19 protein-coding genes are annotated in these 21,777 nt (G+C 38.5%); 2 read left to right on the top strand and 17 right to left on the bottom strand.

The genetic code is table 11. The annotated features are described in order from the left end of the window. Position 1 precedes the first annotated feature (1 nt). Positions 2–733 carry a TrmH family RNA methyltransferase gene (locus ACOVQQ_RS05220; RefSeq protein WP_421817253.1) on the top strand — a complete coding sequence of 244 codons (732 nt, stop codon included), beginning with the start codon at positions 2–4 and terminating at the stop codon, positions 731–733. Here the strand turns inward: ACOVQQ_RS05220 and ACOVQQ_RS05225 are convergent. Genes ACOVQQ_RS05225 through ACOVQQ_RS05240 form a run of 4 tightly spaced genes read right to left on the bottom strand, consistent with a single transcriptional unit; the run spans position 720 to position 3,026 of the window. Beyond that, positions 720–1,418, bottom strand: a complete 699-nt coding sequence (locus tag ACOVQQ_RS05225) for a porin family protein (RefSeq protein WP_094486437.1) — start codon at positions 1,416–1,418, stop codon at positions 720–722. The two genes, ACOVQQ_RS05220 and ACOVQQ_RS05225, sit on opposite strands and share 14 nt — an antisense overlap. A gap of 1 nt (position 1,419) precedes the next feature. Continuing rightward, positions 1,420–2,151, bottom strand: coding sequence for a bifunctional demethylmenaquinone methyltransferase/2-methoxy-6-polyprenyl-1,4-benzoquinol methylase UbiE (gene ubiE, locus ACOVQQ_RS05230; RefSeq protein ID WP_421817254.1), 732 nt, complete (start codon positions 2,149–2,151; stop codon positions 1,420–1,422). A gap of 51 nt (positions 2,152–2,202) precedes the next feature. Continuing rightward, positions 2,203–2,697 (bottom strand): dihydrofolate reductase, encoded by a 495-nt coding sequence (locus ACOVQQ_RS05235; RefSeq protein WP_421817255.1) that lies wholly within the window; start codon positions 2,695–2,697, stop codon positions 2,203–2,205. Next, positions 2,697–3,026, bottom strand: a complete 330-nt coding sequence (locus ACOVQQ_RS05240) for a 2TM domain-containing protein (protein ID WP_298142569.1) — start codon at positions 3,024–3,026, stop codon at positions 2,697–2,699. Before ACOVQQ_RS05240 ends, ACOVQQ_RS05235 begins: the two co-directional genes overlap by 1 nt. A gap of 239 nt (positions 3,027–3,265) precedes the next feature. Here ACOVQQ_RS05240 and ACOVQQ_RS05245 point away from each other — a divergent pair, with 239 nt between their 5' ends. Beyond that, positions 3,266–3,562 (top strand): isoamylase early set domain-containing protein, encoded by a 297-nt coding sequence (locus ACOVQQ_RS05245; protein ID WP_094486440.1) that lies wholly within the window; start codon positions 3,266–3,268, stop codon positions 3,560–3,562. 41 nt (positions 3,563–3,603) lie between these two features. Here ACOVQQ_RS05245 and ACOVQQ_RS05250 read toward each other — a convergent pair whose 3' ends face one another. The 13 genes from ACOVQQ_RS05250 to ACOVQQ_RS05310 form a co-directional block, all read right to left on the bottom strand. Next, complete coding sequence (locus ACOVQQ_RS05250) at positions 3,604–3,927, bottom strand: hypothetical protein (RefSeq protein ID WP_421817256.1); 324 nt, start codon at positions 3,925–3,927, stop codon at positions 3,604–3,606. A 129-nt stretch (positions 3,928–4,056) separates the two neighbouring features. Continuing rightward, positions 4,057–5,427 (bottom strand): alpha/beta hydrolase, encoded by a 1,371-nt coding sequence (locus ACOVQQ_RS05255; protein ID WP_421817257.1) that lies wholly within the window; start codon positions 5,425–5,427, stop codon positions 4,057–4,059. A gap of 15 nt (positions 5,428–5,442) precedes the next feature. Beyond that, positions 5,443–6,870 carry an SDR family oxidoreductase gene (locus ACOVQQ_RS05260; RefSeq protein WP_421817258.1) on the bottom strand — a complete coding sequence of 476 codons (1,428 nt, stop codon included), beginning with the start codon at positions 6,868–6,870 and terminating at the stop codon, positions 5,443–5,445. Positions 6,871–7,230: 360 nt separating this feature from the next. Further along, positions 7,231–8,664, bottom strand: a complete 1,434-nt coding sequence (locus ACOVQQ_RS05265) for a hypothetical protein (protein WP_421817259.1) — start codon at positions 8,662–8,664, stop codon at positions 7,231–7,233. A 349-nt stretch (positions 8,665–9,013) separates the two neighbouring features. Next, a complete protein-coding gene (locus tag ACOVQQ_RS05270) occupies positions 9,014–9,475 on the bottom strand; it encodes a hypothetical protein (RefSeq protein ID WP_421817260.1) in 462 nt (153 codons plus the stop codon). A 376-nt stretch (positions 9,476–9,851) separates the two neighbouring features. Beyond that, the gene (locus tag ACOVQQ_RS05275) at positions 9,852–10,484 is read right to left on the bottom strand and encodes a hypothetical protein (protein WP_421817261.1); all 633 of its coding nucleotides are present in this window, start codon (positions 10,482–10,484) and stop codon (positions 9,852–9,854) included. A 124-nt stretch (positions 10,485–10,608) separates the two neighbouring features. Beyond that, on the bottom strand, positions 10,609–10,881 hold the full coding sequence (locus tag ACOVQQ_RS05280) for a hypothetical protein (RefSeq protein WP_421817262.1): 273 nt from the start codon (positions 10,879–10,881) through the stop codon (positions 10,609–10,611). Positions 10,882–11,092: 211 nt separating this feature from the next. Further along, positions 11,093–11,443 (bottom strand): hypothetical protein, encoded by a 351-nt coding sequence (locus tag ACOVQQ_RS05285; protein WP_421817263.1) that lies wholly within the window; start codon positions 11,441–11,443, stop codon positions 11,093–11,095. 103 nt (positions 11,444–11,546) lie between these two features. Further along, positions 11,547–11,933, bottom strand: coding sequence for a hypothetical protein (locus tag ACOVQQ_RS05290; RefSeq protein ID WP_421817264.1), 387 nt, complete (start codon positions 11,931–11,933; stop codon positions 11,547–11,549). An 8-nt stretch (positions 11,934–11,941) separates the two neighbouring features. Then, positions 11,942–12,928 carry an RHS repeat-associated core domain-containing protein gene (locus tag ACOVQQ_RS05295; RefSeq protein WP_421817265.1) on the bottom strand — a complete coding sequence of 329 codons (987 nt, stop codon included), beginning with the start codon at positions 12,926–12,928 and terminating at the stop codon, positions 11,942–11,944. Further along, on the bottom strand, positions 12,909–13,517 hold the full coding sequence (locus ACOVQQ_RS05300) for a hypothetical protein (RefSeq protein WP_421817266.1): 609 nt from the start codon (positions 13,515–13,517) through the stop codon (positions 12,909–12,911). Before ACOVQQ_RS05300 ends, ACOVQQ_RS05295 begins: the two co-directional genes overlap by 20 nt. Then, positions 13,514–19,978, bottom strand: coding sequence for a DUF6443 domain-containing protein (locus ACOVQQ_RS05305; RefSeq protein WP_421817267.1), 6,465 nt, complete (start codon positions 19,976–19,978; stop codon positions 13,514–13,516). The genes ACOVQQ_RS05300 and ACOVQQ_RS05305 overlap by 4 nt, the downstream gene beginning before the upstream one ends. After that, on the bottom strand, positions 19,968–21,545 hold the full coding sequence (locus ACOVQQ_RS05310) for a T9SS type A sorting domain-containing protein (protein ID WP_421817268.1): 1,578 nt from the start codon (positions 21,543–21,545) through the stop codon (positions 19,968–19,970). The genes ACOVQQ_RS05305 and ACOVQQ_RS05310 overlap by 11 nt, the downstream gene beginning before the upstream one ends. Between the last annotated feature and the right edge of the window lie 232 nt (positions 21,546–21,777).

Genomic DNA, 21,777 nt, shown 5'->3' on the forward strand with positions numbered 1-21,777 from the left:
AATGTTAAGCAAAACAATAACCAAGCGAATCACGTCTTTACATCTTAAAAAATTTAGACAGCAGGAGCAATTATTTATTGCTGAGGGAATTAAGGTAGTTTCTGAATTACTTGCCGCTGGTTATTTTGCAGAATACTTGTTCACCACAGCCGGTACCAAGCAGCAGTTTTCGGTAGCAACGCTTATCGACGAAGCGGAAATGAAGCGTATTAGTGCCTTGGCCGATGCATCGCCTGTTTTAGCGGTTTTTCGTATTCCAAAAGCAACTAATTTCAAATTAGATGAAATTACGGTTGTTGCCGACGGCATTCGGGATCCGGGAAATTTTGGTGCTTTGATTCGTTTGTGCGATTGGTTTGGCGTTTCTCAATTACTTTGTGCGCCCGACACCGTCGACTTATACAATCCGAAAGTTGTTCAAGCATCAATGGGCTCTATGGCGCGTGTTCGCGTTACGTATCAAGATATTTCAAACACAATTCGCACACAACCCGCTCCGGTTTACGGCGCGTTCATGGAAGGCGAGTCTGTTTACAACCAAGTTTTGGAAACGCCCTGCTATCTCATTTTAGGGAATGAGGCAAACGGCATTCGTTCGGAAACGGAAGAAAGTATTACAAAAAAAATATCGATTCCGCGCTACGGCAAATTGCAACAAACCGAGAGTTTAAATGTTACAACGGCAGCAGCGATTATTTTAGCTGAAATGCGAAGAACTACTAGTGGAAGGTGAAGTTGATAAAAATGGCTCGCGTTGACATCGATTGGATGTTTGAGGTCCACGGACTATTCGGGTCGTTATCGCGAATTAACTCATCGTTAAAGCTAAAGACGCCTCGAATCGAAGGAGAGAATTTAAAATATTGAAGGTATAAATCGATTCCAAAACCCAATTCATAAAAATTGGTGTTTTTTATCATTCGAAAACGATTGTTGGCATTGTCGTCTTTAGCATCTGCGTTCGAAGCTAAATTCAGTGCAGTTCCCACGCCGGCCACAACGTATGGTTTGATGTTTCCGGTTCGAACCGACGATAACTTCACCAACAATGGAAAGTGAAGATAAGTCGATTTTACTTCGCGTAAAGCATCGACAGGATTGGCAATCCCCGGGAAAGTCAGATTTCGTTGGTTGAAATACAAACCGGGTTCAAAACGCAAATCTATATGTTTGTGCAGGCGCAAATTTCCGACCAGACCAACGTTAAATCCGATTGTTGAATTTACCAAGACATCCGGACCTACATTCTTGTATTCGAATTTAAAATCGTATGAATTAAATCCAAGAAAATAACCCCAATGTACACGTTGATTGTCAAAGTTCTCCAAATTGATAATTGGATCTTTACTAAACATGTGGAATTGCGCTTTCGCGAGAAGCGGCATAAATAAGACGATAATGAGAAGGCTTTTTCGCATGTTAAGATTTCCCTGCTGTATAAATAGTGGCTACTCCAAACGTCTGCGGATGTGCAACCACATTAGTAAACCCAACTTTTCGCAAAATATTGTTTAGAGCTTCTCCGTAAGGAAAAACCGCAGCCGAATCGGATAAATATTGATACGCTACTTTGTCTTTTGAAAAGATACGTCCGATGGTAGGGAGGAGGGTTTGTGTGTAAATCTTGTAGCCTTGTTTGTATGGAAACTTTGTCGGTACCGATGTTTCTAAGATGACGAAAATGCCGCCCGGTCTTAATACCCGGCGAATCTCGCTAAGTCCGAGTTCCAAATCTTCGAAGTTTCGAATTCCGAAAGAAACGGTTATCGCGTCAAAAGTGCTGTCTTCAAACGGAAGTTGCTCCGAATCGCCCACAACCATATCAATCAAACTAGTAAGTCCTTCCGAAATAACTTTTTTTCGACCAATTTCTAGCATGCCTGGCGAAAGATCGAGACCAACGATTTTCTCTGCGCCCGAATTTTTGAACATCAGCGCCAGATCGCCTGTTCCGGTTGCCACATCGAGAATGGATTTCGGATTTGTTCTACTGACCCATTCAATTACTTTTTTTCTCCACGCGTTGTCGATACCGAAAGAAATCACTCGATTCAATTGATCGTAATCGCAAGAGATGTTGTCAAACATTCTTCTGATTTGGTCTTTCTTAGACTGTTCAGAATTCTTGTAAGGCTTAATTGATGCTGCCATTTATAAAATTTGCGTCAAAGTTACAAAACCAAAGGCTTTTTGTAGGTTGGTTTAACGGGAAGTTCTGATATATGTTTCGTAAGTGAAGGAATAGGCATGCTTATCATCTTTGGGATGAAACTCACTTTTTACGAGTTCGAATTCATTTTTTGGAATTTCGGGAAAGAACACCTCTGCATCAAAACTACCGTGAACGCGCGTCAGCTCTAGTTTATCGGCTATAGCAAGACTTAAACTGTAAATCTGTCCGCCGCCAATTACAAAAGTCGGATTCGTTTTTGAATAGTTCAAAGCTTCTTCCAAACTGCCGCAATAAACCAATTGATCTGTATCAGATGTTAATTTTTTACTGCTAATCACAATATGTTTTCGATTGGGAAGTAATTTAGGCAAACTTCGAAAAGTTCTGTAACCCATAATCATGTCGTGTTCTTGGGTTAAAGTTTTAAAACGCTTGAAATCGTCTGGTAAGTGCCAAAGCAAATCATTATTTTTTCCGAGTTCTCTGTTTTCGCCAATTGCTGCAATGAGTATGATTTGCTTCATTATTGTTTATCTAAATCGATTTTGTTTTTTAATTGTTCAATTCGCTGTTCTTGTTTTTTTACGAGTCGCTCAATTTGTTGGCGTTCCCAGTTTTTGTTGAGAAATCGCTTCGTGATATACACATCCACAAAGTGGAGAACAAACAGAAACACCCAAGCGGCTAAAACCCAGGTCCACCATTTTGTAGGTGCACCTACTTCGAAAAACGAATTGGCAACAAAGGAAAAAAGATTTCCGATACAGAAAAAAACAAAATGATAGTACAGAAACCGCTTTTGCCGAAGTCGCTTTCGGGCATTTTCATACAATTCTTGTTGTTCAGTGTTCATTTTCAGCAGATTTTCAGTCAGAAATATAGAATTTTTTAAAATATCCAACAAATACAATTTGCCAAAACGATAATTTGAAAACGTTTTCTACAGAAAGTCGGAATAGGAAAACGTTTGAGAAATACGACATTCGTTTTTTTATAACAGTTTTTGTAGCAGAGTCTCAAAAATGCAAGTTCGTGTTTTTTTATGCTTTGTATTTATTTTCTTTGCTCTATAATATTAACTATTAATAAGTTATGGCAATCAAGAAACAATTTATAAAGAGTAAACCAGTTTGTAAAGTAACCTTTACTGTCGATGCAAAAGAGGCGCAAACTGTTGCAGTAGTAGGCGATTTCAACAGCTGGAATCCTGAAGCAGGCGCTCTTGCAAAACAAAAAAACGGTACGTTTAAAGCAACTTTTGAAGTAGCAAAAGACGCTAACTACGAATTCAAATACTTCGTAGACGGTACGTATCAAAACGAACCAGAAGCAGATGCTTTTCAATGGAATGCGTTTGCTAACGCTGAGAACAGCGTTTTAGCAGTATAAAAAAAGCCTCCAATTGGAGGCTTAATTACTTTATCTTTCTCTTAATGCCAAAAAGTACCTGCTAAACCAGCGACCATTCCTACCCACAGGAGACCGAAAAATGTTGCCAAGCCAATTAGTTTTCCTAAAATGCTCCATAACATAGTGCGGTATGGATACGACATAAGAATGTAAAGTATTGTGCCAGCTACAAATCCAGAAAGAGCACACGAGAGCACTGGCCGTAAAGTCCAATACGAACCCCAAAGTGGATTCGGATTACGAACCGTATACAAAAACGCGCCGATAATACTTAAACCAATCGCCGCACCCACTACACCGTAAGTAAATAGCAAACTCCCGCGCAATTTTGTTTCAGATTCCATTCGTACAATGCTTTTCTTTCTGAACGCAAAGTAGCAGCAAAAATTGTTTGCTCTAGCAGGTTTCGGTAAAATTTTAACAAAAAAATTATCGCATCAATAATTTTGTAGAATAAAAACTACAAAATGTAGTTAAAATTTTACTTTGTAAGATTTTCCTCCACAAACCAGGACATAAATTCCCGCTGCAACCGATTTGCGATGTAAACCATTCTCTAATGTAAATGTCGCCACTTTTCGGCCCGCCAAATCATACAAAACCGCTTCTTGAGGCGAAGGCAAGTTACTAACTAGTAAGGCGCCATCAGCAGAAGATTGAATCCGTACTTGCTTGTTGTCTAAATCGGTCACGCCTAAATTTTCATTAGCAAACAACCAAGTGTATAAAGCGCCAAATTCGCCACGCCAATAGCTTTCCGTATGTGTTCCATAACTATCGAATTTAAGCAGCGTGTTGCTTTGCGCTGTTCCCGATTCCACAATCTTATTTCGAACCGTTGTAACGTGTGTGACCATATTGCCATATTCGTTATTTCCCGCCACGAAATACAATTTTAAATCGTTTGTATCATTTGCTAAATCATCGATATACGAAGTAAAATTGCTGTACGAAAACCAATACGCCGGACTCAAAGCACCTACTTTTCCGAACGATTCCGGATGCGCCAATGCACCGTACGTCGAAATTAGCGCACCCATCGAACTGCCAATAATCGCGGTGGTTTCTGGACTCTCAAGCGTACGGTAATTCGCATCGATATACGGTTTCAGTGTTTCTGCAATAAAATCGATATACAAAGCACCCTGACCTCCGCCGTACTGCGGATTGTTCCAAGGTGAATATTCGTTCAATCGTTCTCCACCGCCGTTGTCAATTCCCACAACTATAGCTCCGTAATCGCCGCCGGCAAAAAGCGAATTCAAGGTTTCATCTACTTGCCATTCGCCAGAAAACGACGTTGCCGCGTCAAACAAATTTTGCCCGTCTTGCATGTACAATACCGGGTATTCTTTCGTTGAAGTTTGGTAATCGGGCGGCAAATACAACCAAATGCGTCGGTTGCGATTGAGTTGCGGCATGAAAAAGTTCGTACTCAAAATACTCACATTCGCAGCTGCCGTACTGTTGTTGCCGCCAGCACCTAAATCTTCCCAAGACAGTATCGTTAAATTAAGTGTACTGCCCACCGTAGCCCAAGAAAAGGTGCGGTCGGGTAAAAAATTGCCCGTTGCATTGCCTTCAACCGTTGCCCACGAACCGCGCGTAAACTTAAAAGCCGCAGTTCCGGTGCCTTGCGGAATTGTTATTTGTAGATTCCCCAAATTATCGGGTGTTAGTATGTAATTCGGATCAGCCGGATTCCATCCGTTAAAATTTCCTGCCACATAAATTGTGGCGCCCGCAGGTGTGTTTGCGGGCGTTGCCGTTACTTTAAGCGTGACTTGCGCCCAGAGTGGAAGAGCAACGAAAAGCAAAAAAAGGGTCGTGTAATTTTTTATCATAGATAATCCTAAAGGTTAGCTTTTACCAGCAATGCGCTTTATCATGCCGTCAAAAATAAAGAAATGAAAGGGCAACATCGCATACCAATACAATCTTCCCCACAATCCGCGCGGGCGAAATGTGGCTATTTGATGCAAAACCCGATTTTCGTCGATCGAAAACTCCAGCCAAGCCTCGCCCGGAAGCTTCATTTCTGCGAAAAGCAACAAGCGTTTTTGCTCTTTATCGGCTAAAAGTACGCGCCAAAAATCGAGCGCATCACCGTTGTCTAAATGTGTAAGATGGGTGCGCCCTCGACGCAAACCAACGCCGCCAACTAACTTATCGATGTGTCCGCGCGTTTTCCACAACCAATTGCCGTAGTACCAACCGCGCATGCCGCCAATCGACCAAATATTTTTCAATACCGCTTCCTCATCGGAAATTTCTATTTTCTGGTGATCTTTCAAACAACCGTACCGCGGAACTTGAACAAATTCCTTCAAACTCCCTTGCAATCGGCCACTCACGCGACTGTCTTTCCAGCTCGAAATCACCAAATTTTGTTCAATTTTCACGAAGGCTAATTTTATGGCATCGGTGTACGAAATGGGTTTTATTCCCAGTAAACGCTGCAATTTGGTGTCTTTTGCTACCACTTCCACGGTCATACTATCCACCAAATTAGCCGCCAATTTATAAGTAGTTGAGGTTACAAAATGCAGCCAATAACTCGACAGTTTCGGCGTCATTACCGGGACGGTGAAAATCCACACTCTAAAACCACGCGTCTTGGCGTACAGCTGCAACATTTGTTTGTAGGTGAGGATGTTAGGACCGCCTATGTCGAACGATTGTCCCATGCAATCTTCGCGCAGCAATACTCCGAGTAGGTACTTTATCACGTCGCGGATGGCAATGGGTTGCGTTTTGGTTAAAACCCATTTTGGCGTAATCATCACGGGCAATTTCTCGCACAAGTCGCGAATTATTTCAAACGACGAGCTGCCCGAACCCACAATAATTCCAGCGCGCAGAACGGTAACAGCTGCTGGTCCGCGATAAAGTTCGTCTTCCACACTTTTGCGCGATTGCAGGTGCTTCGATAAAACGCTGTCGTTTACAATGCCGCTCAAATACACCATTTGTTTAATACCGCTAAAACGCATGTATTGGTTGAAGTTTTGCGCCGATTTCAATTCCAACGCATCAAAATCGTTGGTAGAATTCGACATGGAATGTATCAGATAATACGCGACATCGGCCTCCGGAACTTGCGGGCTTTCGGGAACGTTTTCTAGAAAATCGACTTCCCAAATGCTCACTTTATCAAGCGTTTCGAGGTCTAAACCAATCCTACTTCGGTCGCGAACGCAACAAATAACTTCGTGTCCGGCCGCCAGCAATTCCGGCAATAGCCGCCGACCCACATATCCATTCGCCCCTGTTAAAAGAATTCTCACTTTTTAGTTTTTCGTACACAAACGCCTGATGCTAAGGAGTTTTGTGTAAATTCTTCTAAAGGTAACAGATTCTCAAAAAACGATTGTTAATGTCGGACTAATTTTTTGGGCAATCCGCTGCGGCAGTACTGGAAATTCCTTGCACCGCAGCGTCGCGCTTTTTGCTGAAAGGGTTCGCAAACAGCTGCGGCGCACCGTCGGTTTTGCGTGCTTCCGCTGGTCGCCCTTAAAATTCGCGGTGCGCACGCGCTGTTTTTTGTCCCCTTTTCGCGTCAATCGCTATTGCAACGTGTCGTTTCCAGAGAAAAGTATGCACTGAAAAAGGCCTGCAAAAAACTAAACTACTACCACTTCCCGTAATTAATATGAGTTGCTAAAGCGATAAAACGAATAGGTTTGAGCCTCGTTATCGTAGCCACCAAAGAACAACTCCTTGTTGATTTGAAAAATGCTTCGAGCCGTGAGTTTCTCATTTTCGAAAGCAAATTTGCGTAACCTGTCGAACGGAAGTCTTATAATATCTCCTTCAATGTGGTTGAAATTTTTGTCGAATACACAATTGATGTACATGATTTTTCGGTTCGCGTACGAATCAAGGTTATCTAGCGAATAATTACTCGAAAGAGCAGCTGCAATTAAACCGCCCGCTATGCCGCCAATTAAAACGCCTGTTCCGATACCATTGTTCGCCGTATTCATTGAAACACCTCCTAAAGTCAGGTATATTTTGTCATTAAAACTATAGCAACTTATCGATGGGTTGGTGTTGTATATTTTGCGAAGCAGTTGGTTTGAAGTTTCTAAAACTCGCGAATTTTTGATACTGCCATTTTCTTGAATTATAGGCGAGTTTTTGAAGCTAATTTCTTGCTCGTCGGTTAGTTCAATAAGTTTTAGTTCTGTCTTATCCATATTTTTAACCGAAATCATCATTTTTTCCGAGTTAATTTTCATTTGAATGAGTTTATCGTCGACCAAAAATGAATTGGAATCGTTGTAGCCATATTCGGTTTCAAGCAAAAACGGCTGCTGAAAAGCAGTTTGCGAAGCAGAGAAATTGGTTAAATCGATACGCAGCATTTGCGAAAAACTCTGGTTGGTGTCGAAAACAAAAATCAGCGTGTTATCTTTCACATATACTTTTCTTTTACTTGCGCTAAATGCCAGCGATGGCGGTGTTTCATTTAAAATATTCTGCACGGCAAAGGGGAAATCAATGTCTGTTTGCGCACTTAAAATGTTCCACAAAGTGGTTCGTTTCATTTCCTCGTTTATAAAGGCTATGTTCGACAAGTCGATGCTTTTTTTGGTCACGTTACCTTCTGCAAAAGCGTAGAGATTTAAAATGCTCTCGTTTTTCGTTGCAGTAATGAGATAAAAGATATTATTGACGGTTATTTTCTTAAATAGACGTTCTTCTGAAAAACTAAACTTGTGCGCTTTTTCGCTGGTCTGTTTGGTTTCGAAATCAAAGCATTGAGCAACGATTTCTTTGTTGTTAGGTGTCGACCAGTAAACATAGTATCGGTTGTCAGAAACGCTAGATCCAATTATGGCATCGTATTTTTTATCGATTCGCGCGGCGTTAATCGAATCGATGAACTGAAAATTATCATCTATTCGGAGCGCACGAACCGATTTTTTATCGGTAAAGAACAAAGCGATTTGTTTTTTCTGTTCTTCAATTACGTGAAATACTCCGGTTTTCTTTTCCAGCTTTACATTAAACGTTTTAACTGTTTGTTGCGACCACACGGCAGTTGTAAGGAAAAGTGCCCACAATATTTTTTTCATAATCCTACTGTACTACAAGTTAGTTTTTCTGCTCGAATATACAAGAGTTTCAGACTGTGATAATTCAAGCGAGTTCAATTTCTTTAAAATTTAACTTTGCAGATCGTGATGCATGAATGTAAAAGACGGGTATTGCAGGAAAATAGGGTAGGGGCGTGTTTGTATTGCAACTCGGCTTACAACCCTAATCTAAATAAAGTGCGCAGTAGGTAAATCGTTCTAAGGAGTTGTTCTTAAAATCAAGATAAATTAAAGTTGTATTTTCAAAATACTGCTTTTTTTGGTTGTTGAGCTTTTGTATGGATACTGCAATTCATTTCAAAATTGTTTTGAGCTAGCGCTACAAAAACTATTCTTTTTTAAAACTGGAATATCGCACCCATAAGGTAATTACTGCGCTTAGCGCGATGAAGAATGCTGAGCTTATCTTTGTGCCTGTAGCAATAGCGATTACAAGTAAAATTCCGAAACTCAAAGTTAAAATCACAAGGAATGCACGGAACCATTTTTTCTCAAAAAATTTCGTTGGATTTTCTTTTTTTATCGGCTCTTCAGAGAAGCGTTTTAATATTTCACATTCAAATTCTCTGCAGAACAATTCGAATTTGGAGGTTTCGCAAAAGGATGAACTTGAGACTATACTTACGCTATTTTCATTTTTGAATTCTAAAACTAGAGCGATATTTTGGTTAAAACTCAAAGTGTAGTTCTTAATATCATGATAACTAAATACTACGCTTTCATCTTCGAGAATAATTTCAATCGTATCATTGTTCATTGTTGCAAATCCGTTTCTTTTAATTTTTTTCATTTTATGAAGGAAAATAAAAATCGGAATTCCGAAAGAAATGATGGACGCAAGAACTAAATGAATGTTCAGCCATAGATTGCAGAAAAATAGAATTAAGCATAAAATCAAATTCACTCCAAATAGTTTCAGCGCGAAAGAATTATCGATGTATTCAAAATTGTATTTTTTCATTATTTATGAGCTAAACAAGACCGCTTGAAAATTAGTTTAATTATTGGCATTGTAAACATCAATTCCAAAAGAAACAACTCCGTAAATTGCTGCACCTACAGCTATTCCGCGTAAAACATTAATTCCAATAGGATTTGATAGTAAATCCATTGTAAGCTTAAAGAGAAGCTAGGTGGATTAGATTCATTTGCTATATTATCTTCTGTTACGGCTCGGAAGTGATATCGCGTCCGGGTAATTCGGTACATTCCGAGAGTTTGCTCTCTAAGTGTTCTATTTCAGATGCTTTGGTAACTGAAGTTTCCGTAAGATAGTCGTTTTTTACCGATAGAATAAAGATACTTTTTTTCCACAGTTGGGCTTTGGTACGTTGTTTTTGTACCCAAATACACGATTCGTTACCGAGACAAGTGCCGAAGTACATGGCACTTTCGAAAACCAATTGGTTGCTTTCGTAATCTGTATCCTTGCCGGGATAACTGAATTTCCACGGGTGACTGGTTGGCTCAAACGCTGCGTCGGAAGGCGACCAAACGTAAATCGAAATATTCTCATCACATTCGATACAGCTTCTGCCTGAAAAAATGAAATAGGGGAGCTTGTTTTTTGTTTTTAAGGTGCCAATACAACTTAAGTCGTACAATTTGGTTTCAAAAGAAGTTTTGCTGTTTAGTACAAGTTTACTGCCTTTTACGGTCACCTTTTTAAAATCAATGTTCCCAAAGCTTTGCATGCTAACCTTGGCTGTAACAGTTTCTTTTGATTTCTTTCCTTCATTTTTCGAACAGCTAAATAGGGTTAAGAAGGCTATTAAAAATGTAATAAGTTTTGATTTCATGATCTATAAAATTATCTAAATGAGACACTTTTGATGCAAAGAAATAGCTCTTATTTAAAACAGCTCGAATTTTGTCATAGCAATCAGATTCTAAGTTCAAGTAATTGTCGAAACACGTTTTATATCAAACCTTACTTTTTCGGCGGCGGTAAAAAGCGGTTACTAGAATATTTATGAGCAATAGGACAGAGAAAATCCAGATTAAGTTAATTTTTTTCTTTTGCTGTTGGATTATTTCTTTTTCCCGCATGCGCGTTTCTTCAAGCCATTTCGATTTTGTCTCTTCAGAAAGATTTTTTTCACTAGATATCAGTACATAGTCTGCTTCATATTTTAGTGATACCATTAGATTATAATGTGCAAAAACTTGCAGCAATATAAGTACAATTAATGCCAAAGAGATGTTATTCAGAAAGCGTATCATTTTAGTAGCCAGTTATTGTTGGTGTTTTAGAAAGAAGAGTTTTCATAAAAGTGTTAAATCGAGATGGCGAGGTTATGAGCGGTGTAATCATTATTCCTCCAATTCATAAAGCTTCGGAAGTTAAAGATGGAAATTTTTTGCCAACTATTTCGTCTAAAGTTAAATTTCTCAATAGTAAAACTCATCAATGATCAAATGCTGATGCATACCAATAGAAAAAGCCAGTAACACATGCTAGTATTAACAAGACATCAAGTATTAAGACACACTGTTTTAATCTTTGATTTTTTGTCATCAGGCACAAGCCGTTTAAGCATGAATACAGGAAAGCCAAAGTTCCAGCTATTAAATTCCATTTTTGAAAGTTGGCAATGCTTTGAAACTTCCATGAAGAACTGCCGCTTGATATCTGGTAAACATTAATGTAATCTGTTGGATTTTCAGTTATGGCAGTATATTCAGAAAAAAAGCTAATCGATAAAACCAAGCCAATGACTGATGCTATTATCAATTTGATTTTAAAAATGTTTTTCATTTATCACTTTTTACAAGTCGCGAAATTTTGCCGAGACATTTGGGTTTCCGTAGTAGTCATTTAAAAATAAGTAAAGTAAAAAAAAACTTGCGGGCTTTTACTGTTATAGTTGATAATATAAATAGAAGGATAACAGGAAATTAGAGACAATTATCAAAACAACACTAAATACTACCCAGCTACCAATTCTATTTTTTCTTTTTGGGAGATGATCAAAATCACGAACGATATCTTTCCATTTATCTTCATGATGAAAAATGAAATAATTCCAAACACTTATTATAGCAATGGTCACAAACATTAAGCTGCCTTCACCTATATGTGATGTCGGATTTAAGAATATTTTATAATAATTTATTATTGAAGAAAACACAAAAAGTATTAACAAATCAGTAGCTAATGAAGCCTTCCAATCACTTAACCATCTTGACGGTGCTGCCTCAGAAAATTTATATAATTTATAAAACAAATAATAATATGCTTTTTTCATAATCCTAATTAGTCTTTTGGGTAAAAACCTAAAATTGCTCTGTCTCTATTCTGAACTTCGGCACTTCTTTCCAGAGCGGCGGGCCATCCTCCGGGATAAAATGCATCAACTCCAAAATACAAAGCGCCAGCAAAAGGATTCACCCAAAGCCCATAAACTCCCATTCCAGTATTTAAAACTGCTTTACTAGGGTGTACGGCATTAGGTGAATTGGGGTTATTTTGATGAATCATCATCCCCCTTATATCCGCAGCCACTCCAAAACCTAGAGATAACTTACCAAATAAATTACCTACTTTACTGATGTTGTATGTTGTAGCGAATTGATTTCCTTTCCAAGCATTTCCATAATATTTTGGGCTAAAACCTCGACTGGTTGTGGCTAATCTAAATGAACCTTCTCCGGCTTCAAGAGCAGACGCCGTAGTGCCAAAAACTGCATTAGCCCGACCCGCAAACGTATACCAATTACCACTTCCATTACCCTGACCGCTCGACACACCAACAAATCCTCCGCCACCGCCGCCACTTGCTCCGCCAGCGCCACCATTGCCTCCGCCACCAAGACCAATTTCTGGTAATTCTACAAAAGTGTCGCCATCATCGTTATAGTGCCAAGTTTCTCCTCCACTTGTCATTACTGCACTGAACGAACCGTCGGCATTTTTTACAATTGAATACTCCCAACGTCTATATCCTAGTTTGCGCATGTATTCTCTCACATCTTTTCTTTTTGCAAACAACCCGCTCGGGTCTGCAAAAACATTTGGGTTTCCGTAGCCAAAATGGTAAGGCGTGTGTTCGTATTGCAATTCGGCCAATAAATCAACGCCGGTGAAGCGGCCTAAGGCTGGGTCGTACGCTCGGAAGGTCATGGCGTAGTTGTTTTCGCTGATGTCCTCCTGAAATTCTTGACCGTTGAAAAGGTACTTATAATTTCCGGGAGCTTCGTCGTTGATAGAGGCGTTTAGGGGGTTAATCCGACAGTTCCACAAATTCTAAATCAATATTTTTTTCCTTCTTTTTCTTATTAAATTCTTTTAAGGATAAGGGTTCAGAAATCGTATTGTTCACTTTGTCTATGATGTAATAATTGTACTTGTTAGCAAAAACTTTTTTATAGGACTCTTCACTGGAAAAAATACTATCTGTAATTCGAGTAATTTGTTCGCTATTCTTACCTCCAATCATTTTATTGATGTCTGATAAAGAAACTTTTTCGTATTCCAAATTTATCAAGCTATCTCTCTTAATTTCGTTGTAATAATTATTCCATAAAATTAACATATTACTAATTTCTTTTAGTGCCAATTTTTTGTTAGGTTCTTGATAGACGATTATGAATTGATCGTTGTAATTGACATTTTTAATATCCGAGCGGATAAGAATTATATCAAAGTAGTTTTTGTTGTTGGATTTATAAATTAAGTTACCATATGGATAGCCAACATCAATTGCTTCGTAATTTGGCAAAAAATAATATCCGCTTCCTAAGTTTTGATCGTCTTTGTTTGTGGCGATTTTTAGGAAAAAAAGCATTAAAACTATTCCAATAATGATGACGCCTATTTTTAACTGTTTCATTTTAGTTTTATTGTTGGATTTAAATAATGAATAGTATAATCGCTACCTTCGATCAAATTCAAAAAATCTGGGCCGAACGGTTTACCAAGTTGTGTTAAAACATTTCTTTTGATATTTTCTATGCTGTTATATGATCTCATATTGTAATGATAAAGTTGATCTACAACTTTGACCGTATTTGAGTCGATTATTTCAAACGAAGTACCTCCATATGTAGCGGCAGTTTCAAATGGTAAATAGATAAACGCTGCGGTTGTGTTAATTTTGAACCTACCTGTTTTTTTATTGCCCGGTACTTTCAACCCTGTCCAATCTATCTTGTTGTTATCAACGTAAATTGTCCTGCCGCGTCCAAACAACCACCAAAAATCAGCTTCTGTCTTTTGTAGTTTTCCATCTTTGTTTAGGTCCCAAAGTCTATCGCCTACACCGCCAGTGGCATTGCCTCCACCGCCACTAACTCCACTGCTGCCAATGCCTCCGCCGAAACCACTATCGCCACCGCCGAAGAAAAAGAAGATATTATCGGATTCACTTCCAGCATCGTCACCTGAACTACCACTTTCATCAGAATCGTTACCAACAATGTAACTTCCGTCGGCTCTCACTATAACAAAGGTTCCGTTGTCGAGCTTTTGAATTCGCCCAGTAACACCATTTTCTCGGCGATATCTTCGAGCAGCGCGTCTACTACCAAACAACCCGCTCGGGTCTGCAAACACATTTGGGTTTCCGTAGCCAAAGTGGTAAGGCGTGTGTTCGTATTGCAATTCGGCCAATAAATCAACGCCGGTGAAGCGGCCTAAGGCTGGGTCGTAAGCGCGGAAGGTCATGGCGTAGTTGTTTTCGCTTATGTCCTCCTGAAATTCTTGACCGTTGAAAAGGTACTTGTAATTTCCGGGAGCTTCGTCGTTGATAGAGGCGTTTAAGGGGTTTATGACAATACTTGCTTGTAAAGCTTCCCATGCCCGTCTAGTTGCGCCATAATTTTTGTGTGTGAGTCCGTATGGGTACAAACCGTCGTAGGCTAGAATCTGTAAGTTTGGCGCACCTGATGCAGCTGCATTGGTGTAAGACAATCTTACATTGCCCAAATGGTCTTTATAGTGATAAACGTATTTGAAAACACTTTGGTTGTTGCTAACCAAATGAGTTACATATCCTTCAGGTGTGGGGAAAAATTGCAAAATGCCATTTTGGTACTGTAAACCATTCCAGTACTCATGTAGCGTAGTTACGCCTTGAGCGGAGGTAGTTCTTTTTTCTACTTTATTGCCTTGTCCATCGTATATGTATGAAATATTTTCTCCGGTAGAAAATACGATACGCAAAGGTTGATCAAGATGATTGTATGCTATTGATGAAATATTTTTGTTATCATCTCGAGTTAAACTACCTGTAATTGGATCATAAGCATAATCGTCTGCGGTATCCGCTTGCGGCGCATCGTCAATAAAGCCAAATGAATCTTGTGCTTGATCACTTACTTTCATAAGTCTATTAGAATTTGGAGCATAAGTGTATTGTAAGTCATCGATAGGGTGTACCAATGATGGGTCGTCGAATTCTCCGGTTCTATAAACAGAAGTTATGTTTCCGACTTTATCATATGTAACACTTTCGTTATACGAATTTCTTATCGGATTTGTTGCATTTGGCTGCTGATAAATGGCATTAGTAATTCGATCTTTATCATCGTAAACAAAGCTGTACTTGCGAAGTACATTGTCGGTACCTCCTCTCCAATAGATTTCAGATACATTACCGTTGTATTGTTTTTCAACAACGCCAGCGGCTGGATATCCTAATGCAGAAGCATTATCTTGATAGCGTATTGAAAATGCAAAGAGGTCGCGAGGTTCGCTGGAATTATTCGGATGCAGATTATTTATTTGATTGATTTCACTTAACCAACCTCTCTGGTTGTAACGGTAGTCAATTTTTTGATAGTATGCTTGCCCCAATTGACCACCAACGAGTTTGCTTTCAACGGCTCCTAAATCGTTGTATATCGGAGCGCTCATAAGCTCTTCGGGTAAGTCGTTAATCTGATGTGTTACTCTAGTTATTCGTGATTGGTTGTTATAGGTTATCCGGTCAGTTACAGTGAGTGTTGTTGCTGATGCATCTTTAGTAAAACTACTTCTAATAGCATTAATTTGGCCAGTAAACGCATTTAAAGTCACATCTTGACTTGCCGAGCGCCCGCTAATTGCACCGACAGAACGTTTAGCGAGAATAAATCCTTTTTTAGTGTAGTATTGATAGGTTAAGACGCCACTATTTCCGGATTGGCTATCACAAATTCTCGTCCAGTTAGCAGTAGGTAGTCCTTTTGGTTGTCTGGTCGTGTTATTATAAAAATTTGAAACACCTTCAACAGTTATTGTTTCGGCAACTGTAAAATTAGGCTGTATCGTGTAATCATCGTAGTAGTTTATGCTAATAATATGGTGACCAGTTGTTGGCCAAGTGTTATTTGTGTAGTAGCTGCCTACATTATTAATTGTAGTAAAAGTTGTTGTTTTTCGTTCAGATGCGCTTGCCGCCGTATTGTAAAATGCGCCTTGTCGTGAAGTGCGCGTTGTTGAATTTATGGTAGCAGTTGAAAATGCTGTTAATGCGACTCTGTTCATCGGATCGTATTTGGTGTGTAGCCAACCTTTCGAGTCTCCCGAAAAAGGGTTGCTAACAGGACCTATGGCAGCAATTCGATTCAAACGATCATAAAGCATATATTCCCAGTCTTTTCCCGGTATTCTTTTTTCAACTAAATTATTTCTGTAGTCGTACCGATATTGATAGCACAAATTGTTGAGAACTTCTGGAGTTATTGTTAAATTTACATCTACATTCGGCGGAATTACAAAGCTCAGATTTCCAAAATCGTCGTAGACATAATAAGTATCTACCTTTTGGCATACAGTAGTTCCTGGTAATGGTGGTAAAAAAGTTCTCGAAACAAGCAGTTTGCCAGCTTGGTTATAAAAGGACACACTGGTGTTTAACTCCCCATCATTGGTAACCCAGTTCTCATTTCTGGTAACAATTTTAATCAAAGAGTTTTCAGGAAATAGCCCTTGTTGATTTAAACTAGCAGTAAAAGCTGCACCGATTGTAGTTGTATTTGTAACGTTAACTGTGATTTTTCTGACTTGATCGCTGGTTATGTTCGTAGATAATGTAGTTCGTACTGTGTGTTTTATATTTGATTGCAACGACCAATCTAAGCCCGGAGCACTTTGTTCAAGTACTGTTGATTCGAGATTGGCATCAAATACAGTTTCGTAAAAAGGGAACGAATTACTTGGTAAACTCCCCGACAGTGAGCTATAAAAAGTAGATTGCTGACTTTCGCTATTAGGATTGAATGACAAACTGGTACTTTCAACATGCGGTAGAAAAGTTTTTGGAGTACGGCCATAGTTATCAAATTTTACTATTTGAACGAGATCTTTAGAGTCTGTACTTCCTTTAATCATTCGTGTTTGATCTAATCGAGACCATGAGTCGTAATGTCTAACTACAACATCTGCTTGGGTTTGTGTTGGATTTGTGAGTACAACAGTTGTTGGTTGTTTATATATCGTTTCGGTTACAGTGACGCCTTCTGACGATGTATGAAACACATATGAATACGATTTAAGGATATTTCCGTCTTGATCTGTTACTTGGCTTAAACGGTTACTGTCATTGTTAAAGTAAGAAAAGTTAAAGAAGTCTCCTTTGGAATCGATCATGGTTCTTATGCCAACAAGTGGTTCATAAACGTATCCAGTAACAAATGCGGCAGCAAGTGCGGGATCGTTTATTAATGCGTTTATTGCTGTAAGTACAGCGGCATTATTGTTTGCAATATTCGTGGCATTTTGAAGCGTTGTTATCCTACTATTTGGAATAGCGGAGTAGGTAAAGTTTTCTATTTTGGCTACAACAACGGTTTTATTGTACCCATAAATGTAGCAAGTTGTAATCCCTCCTGGTTGTCTGGTTTCTATTGGATGTCCGAATTCGTCGTATCGGAGAACTTCAGATTCTGTGTATAATGGCGCTGTTGCCTTTGATTTTTGAACAAGTGATGGAAGAAAGGATACGTTGCTTGAAAATGTATTTGCGTATGTAATTTTTTCTGTAGCGGTTAAATTCCCATTTACTGTTGTTCTCTTTTCTTCAAGAAAGGTCACCCGATTTTGCTGATGGATTGAATTGCCAGTGTGATAGAAGTACTGTTCAAGCGTTGTTTCATTACTTCCAAGATCTGTAATTGTTACTGATTCAGGTTGTCGATTGTTTGCATTATAGGTAAAGGTTTGATTTTCGACAACGGGATTAGTAATACCTTGGAAATACCTTTTTGTGTTTTGTGTCGCAATACTAGTCCAACCAGATAAAATGTTAAATGCGCTAACTGATGACGTTAAAGAAGTATCCTCATTGTAATTGTATGTCATGTTTTGTTCTACCTCAAGGAAACCAGCTTCATTAAATGTCCTAATTTTTGAAATTAGCCCTCTTCTAAAATCGTATGCGTCTCCAGTTGCAAAGTTTGAAATATTACTAAGATAAGTAGTAAGCACCTGCATTGTATATTCTTTTTTGCCTAAACCTGGAGTAATTACCGTTACTTCACGGTAATCGACTAAGTTTCTATCATAAAATGCTTCAACATTATCGACATTATTTAAATCGCCTAACATAAAAACTCCGGAACTCATTCCTGCAAATTCTCCAGATGAAAAATTGTAATCGTAAAGAGTTACATTTTCCGCTCCGCTAAAATTCCGTAATAATTGTCCTGATGAAAGGAAGCTATTGAGTTCCGTGGTGTTTTTAAATGAAGCGGTTTCTTTTATACGAACACCGCCTCCAAACATTCGGTTAGGTTGCTGCGGATTAGCTACTTTTTTATGAATTGTAACTTCGCCGTTACATGGATGTCCGACGGCATGTGCAACGATTTCGATTCTATATTGTCCCGCACTTAACTGAAATTCTTGTCCGTAACAATATCCTAGATTTTTAGCATTCCGGTCTATACCTTGTAGCAATTGCCAAGCGGTGGAACTGTTTGGCCGATAGTATAACTTGAATTCAGGCGTATGCGTAATATTATAAAAGTCTCCATTCGCGTCGGTTAATGGCGCAGAAGAAACGGTATAGCTAGTAGATTGCGCCAATATCGCTAGAGTTTCATTTGTAGTTAAAGTAAAATTCAGACTGTGTAAAGAGCTTAAAAAAAGTTGATTTGCAAAGAATTCATAATTGTAACTATGGTCGTATTCTTCATCTCTGTAAGATTCAGGGTTCACATCCGGTATTAATTCAAAGAAAGTGTGACCTTCAGGCGTCTGCGGAGGTATAGTGCGTGTGGTGTATTTCGAAAATTGATTGGTTTCAAAAGCATAGTATTTGACTCCTCCGGTATAATTTTCTATGCTTTGGAGAAGGCCGTTTTGAGCAAAGTCTCTGACGTTTGGTGCGAGGTCAAGTGGGCAATCCACACCAACTGGATATCCGAATACGTCGTAGTCTATGCTTTCTAGGGGATATAAATTGTTGTATGTAAACTTATATGAATCTATAATTTGATTTTGGGGAGATTTAATAATTAATTGACTAGTGTTAAATTCCGCAATCTGCTTATTCTGTGAATAAGTGTCTTTCATTATCACAGATGACAGCTTCAAATTTGTATAGACGAACTCCAAAATTCCATGTCCGGTACTTGTGATTGATGAAATCCTATTTTCATTTGTTGGTCTAGTAATTGTGCCACCAGTAGTATTTGTATACTGAATGTTTAAGAGCAAATTATTGTTAGCATCGAAAACAGTACTCAAATGATACGCACTTTTATAAATAAAATTAGTTGCCGAAGTTGTTACAGATTGATCTGTAATATTGAAGATATACTTAATTCCTTTATTGTCGAAGATAGTAAAGCCGGTAAAAAAAGGCGCTGTACTAGAAGGGTTTATTAGTTCTATTTTAAAAGTTTCATCGGAATTACTAACAACGACAGGAGTGAGGTTTCCATTTACATTCTTAATTAAAAATTTGCCTAGCTTTCCTCCAAAACTGAATTGATAAATGTCGTCGAAAGTACTTGAGCTGTTGTACTGATCTACTGTTCCTATAATTTTTCGTGTAACCACACCTCCACCTGTAAATACATTCCATCCATTGCCAACATTACCCCCAGAGTTGCCAAATCTAACATCAGACGGGTGATATGCCATTATAACATTTGCATTTACAAAGCTAGAGTAAGTGGGCAGTGAAAATATAGGTAGCGAAATGTCGGGAATTCCGGTTTGTAAAGACACTCTATTGTCTTCAAATAACATTAAACTACGCAACTCAGGGCTTGGTAATGCAACATCATTACTTTGTGCGAATGTAAAACTACCTAAGAATAGGCTTGTTGCTATGCTAAAAAATAATTTGAGGCTATTTTTCATTTTTAATGATTTTAGTAGATGCTTTTCCTTTTTCAGTTTCAACTGTCACGATATATATACCAGCAGGTGCTTCCGATAAGTCTATCGGTTCAATAGCGTTCGATATCTCTTTACGAAGTATATCCCGACCAGACATATCGGTAACTAATAGCTTTCCCGACTCATATTCGACGTCAATCACAATATTTGTATATGCCGCCGTAGGATTTGGAAATGCCTCCAGCTTCAGCCGATCAGGTGATTTTTTGTTTTTGGAAGCAAGTTTTAGCAATACAAAATCTTGGGATATTTTTTCATCTTTCAAGCCTTTTTTAGTTGTAATTTCTCTTGTGCCACCAATGTAAACACCGTCTTTCCTGCTTTTAATTACGCCTGCTAAACCAGTATTAGGCTCTCCAGAAAAAAAATCTTTATCTTCGATTTCAAAGTCTTTATCGAGGGTTAAAAGTGCAAAATCACGGCATTTACTACCTCTACTGTCTAGTGTCTTACTTTCGGTAGTTGCTGATAGAATTAAATTACGATCCTCGTCAAAGAACAAAGAAATAGCGGTGTCGGTTGAGGTAAAATCATATGTATGTTCGCTGAGAATAGTGCCTTCCAAATCTGTTCGGATTAGCCACAAATCATCGCCATTTTTTGCACCTTTCGTTTTGTTACCTGAAGATCCGCTATTCGACGTCCCATAAAGTAGAAGTTCATTCTTTTCTGAAATTAGAGCTTCTACTAATTGATCATCACCATCACCTCCGTACTGCTTTTCCCATAGAACTTCAAAATTTGAGTTGATGGATAAAATCCAAAAATCAAAAGTAGTGTCAAAGGCGTTATTTCGTTTAATTCGATTAGCATTCGAATTTGAAACTCCTGCTAAAAAGTAATTATTTCCGTTGACAATGATTTTACGAAGCTGGTCAGTAGAGTCGCCTCCATAGATTTTCTCTCTAACTATATCTCCTTTGGGGCTTATTTTGAGAATCCAGTAATTTTCTGTGTTTTCTGTTTCGCTATTATTAGATTCGGGAGTTCCTATGGTCGTGTTTGCTCCGATCAAGAAATCACCTGAACGTAGCTCAATCAGGTCGGAAAGTGTTTCGTTACCATTATATCCAAATGTTTTTTCCCATTCTACTGCTCCAAATGCGTTTAATTTAATTAGTAAAATTTGCGTACCTAAAGCATTAATTCGCCTGTCAGCTTTACTTTTTGTAAAGTCTTCATTGCTGGTTATTCCTCCTAGAAGATAACCTCCATCTCTGGTGAGAATACAGCTTTTAAGTCTTTCAATACCATTTGTCCCAAAAGTTTTTTGCCATTCAATTTCGCCGCTTCTGTCTAATTTCCACAGGCAGAAGTCCAAATTCCCTTTCGAATCATCGGTCTTATTGCCGGAAGCTTGCGAAATAGATGAGCCAGCTAGTAAAATTCCGTCGTCTGCTGTCGCAAGAATTTTAGCTTGATAGTCAGCTTGTTTTCCACCATAGGTCTTTTCCCAAACCAATTCTTGGCTGTACGCATCAATTAAAATAAAACTAGCTAGTACACTAACCCAAATTGAACTTTTCATGACAAAAAAATTAAAGTTACAAACATAACTTTTTTGGTAATTACTTTTTACATGTAAGTTTAAAAAAATGTGAATTTATAGTTGTTGATAGGTTATGTGTGCCAGCGCCTTTAACTAAATTAATGTTTTATAATTAATTGATTTTTATGTTTTTAGGCAGAAAAAATGTTGCTAAAAGTATCTTGATGGAAGTACCTAGTTAAATTTTAAATGATTTAGTTGCTTTGCTTTC

Source organism: Flavobacterium sp. (genome assembly GCF_049240005.1).
In the GTDB taxonomy this organism is placed as follows: domain Bacteria; phylum Bacteroidota; class Bacteroidia; order Flavobacteriales; family Flavobacteriaceae; genus Flavobacterium.

Coding starts and splice junctions, on each gene's coding strand:
- ACOVQQ_RS05220 (WP_421817253.1), top strand. CDS start 2: ATGTTAAGCAAAACAATAACCAAGCGAATCACGTCTTTACATCTTAAA.
- ACOVQQ_RS05225 (WP_094486437.1), bottom strand. CDS start 1,418: ATGCGAAAAAGCCTTCTCATTATCGTCTTATTTATGCCGCTTCTCGCG.
- ubiE (WP_421817254.1), bottom strand. CDS start 2,151: ATGGCAGCATCAATTAAGCCTTACAAGAATTCTGAACAGTCTAAGAAA.
- ACOVQQ_RS05235 (WP_421817255.1), bottom strand. CDS start 2,697: ATGAAGCAAATCATACTCATTGCAGCAATTGGCGAAAACAGAGAACTC.
- ACOVQQ_RS05240 (WP_298142569.1), bottom strand. CDS start 3,026: ATGAACACTGAACAACAAGAATTGTATGAAAATGCCCGAAAGCGACTT.
- ACOVQQ_RS05245 (WP_094486440.1), top strand. CDS start 3,266: ATGGCAATCAAGAAACAATTTATAAAGAGTAAACCAGTTTGTAAAGTA.
- ACOVQQ_RS05250 (WP_421817256.1), bottom strand. CDS start 3,927: ATGGAATCTGAAACAAAATTGCGCGGGAGTTTGCTATTTACTTACGGT.
- ACOVQQ_RS05255 (WP_421817257.1), bottom strand. CDS start 5,427: ATGATAAAAAATTACACGACCCTTTTTTTGCTTTTCGTTGCTCTTCCA.
- ACOVQQ_RS05265 (WP_421817259.1), bottom strand. CDS start 8,664: ATGAAAAAAATATTGTGGGCACTTTTCCTTACAACTGCCGTGTGGTCG.
- ACOVQQ_RS05270 (WP_421817260.1), bottom strand. CDS start 9,475: ATGAAAAAAATTAAAAGAAACGGATTTGCAACAATGAACAATGATACG.
- ACOVQQ_RS05275 (WP_421817261.1), bottom strand. CDS start 10,484: ATGAAATCAAAACTTATTACATTTTTAATAGCCTTCTTAACCCTATTT.
- ACOVQQ_RS05285 (WP_421817263.1), bottom strand. CDS start 11,443: ATGAAAAACATTTTTAAAATCAAATTGATAATAGCATCAGTCATTGGC.
- ACOVQQ_RS05290 (WP_421817264.1), bottom strand. CDS start 11,933: ATGAAAAAAGCATATTATTATTTGTTTTATAAATTATATAAATTTTCT.
- ACOVQQ_RS05300 (WP_421817266.1), bottom strand. CDS start 13,517: ATGAAACAGTTAAAAATAGGCGTCATCATTATTGGAATAGTTTTAATG.
- ACOVQQ_RS05305 (WP_421817267.1), bottom strand. CDS start 19,978: ATGAAAAATAGCCTCAAATTATTTTTTAGCATAGCAACAAGCCTATTC.
- ACOVQQ_RS05310 (WP_421817268.1), bottom strand. CDS start 21,545: ATGAAAAGTTCAATTTGGGTTAGTGTACTAGCTAGTTTTATTTTAATT.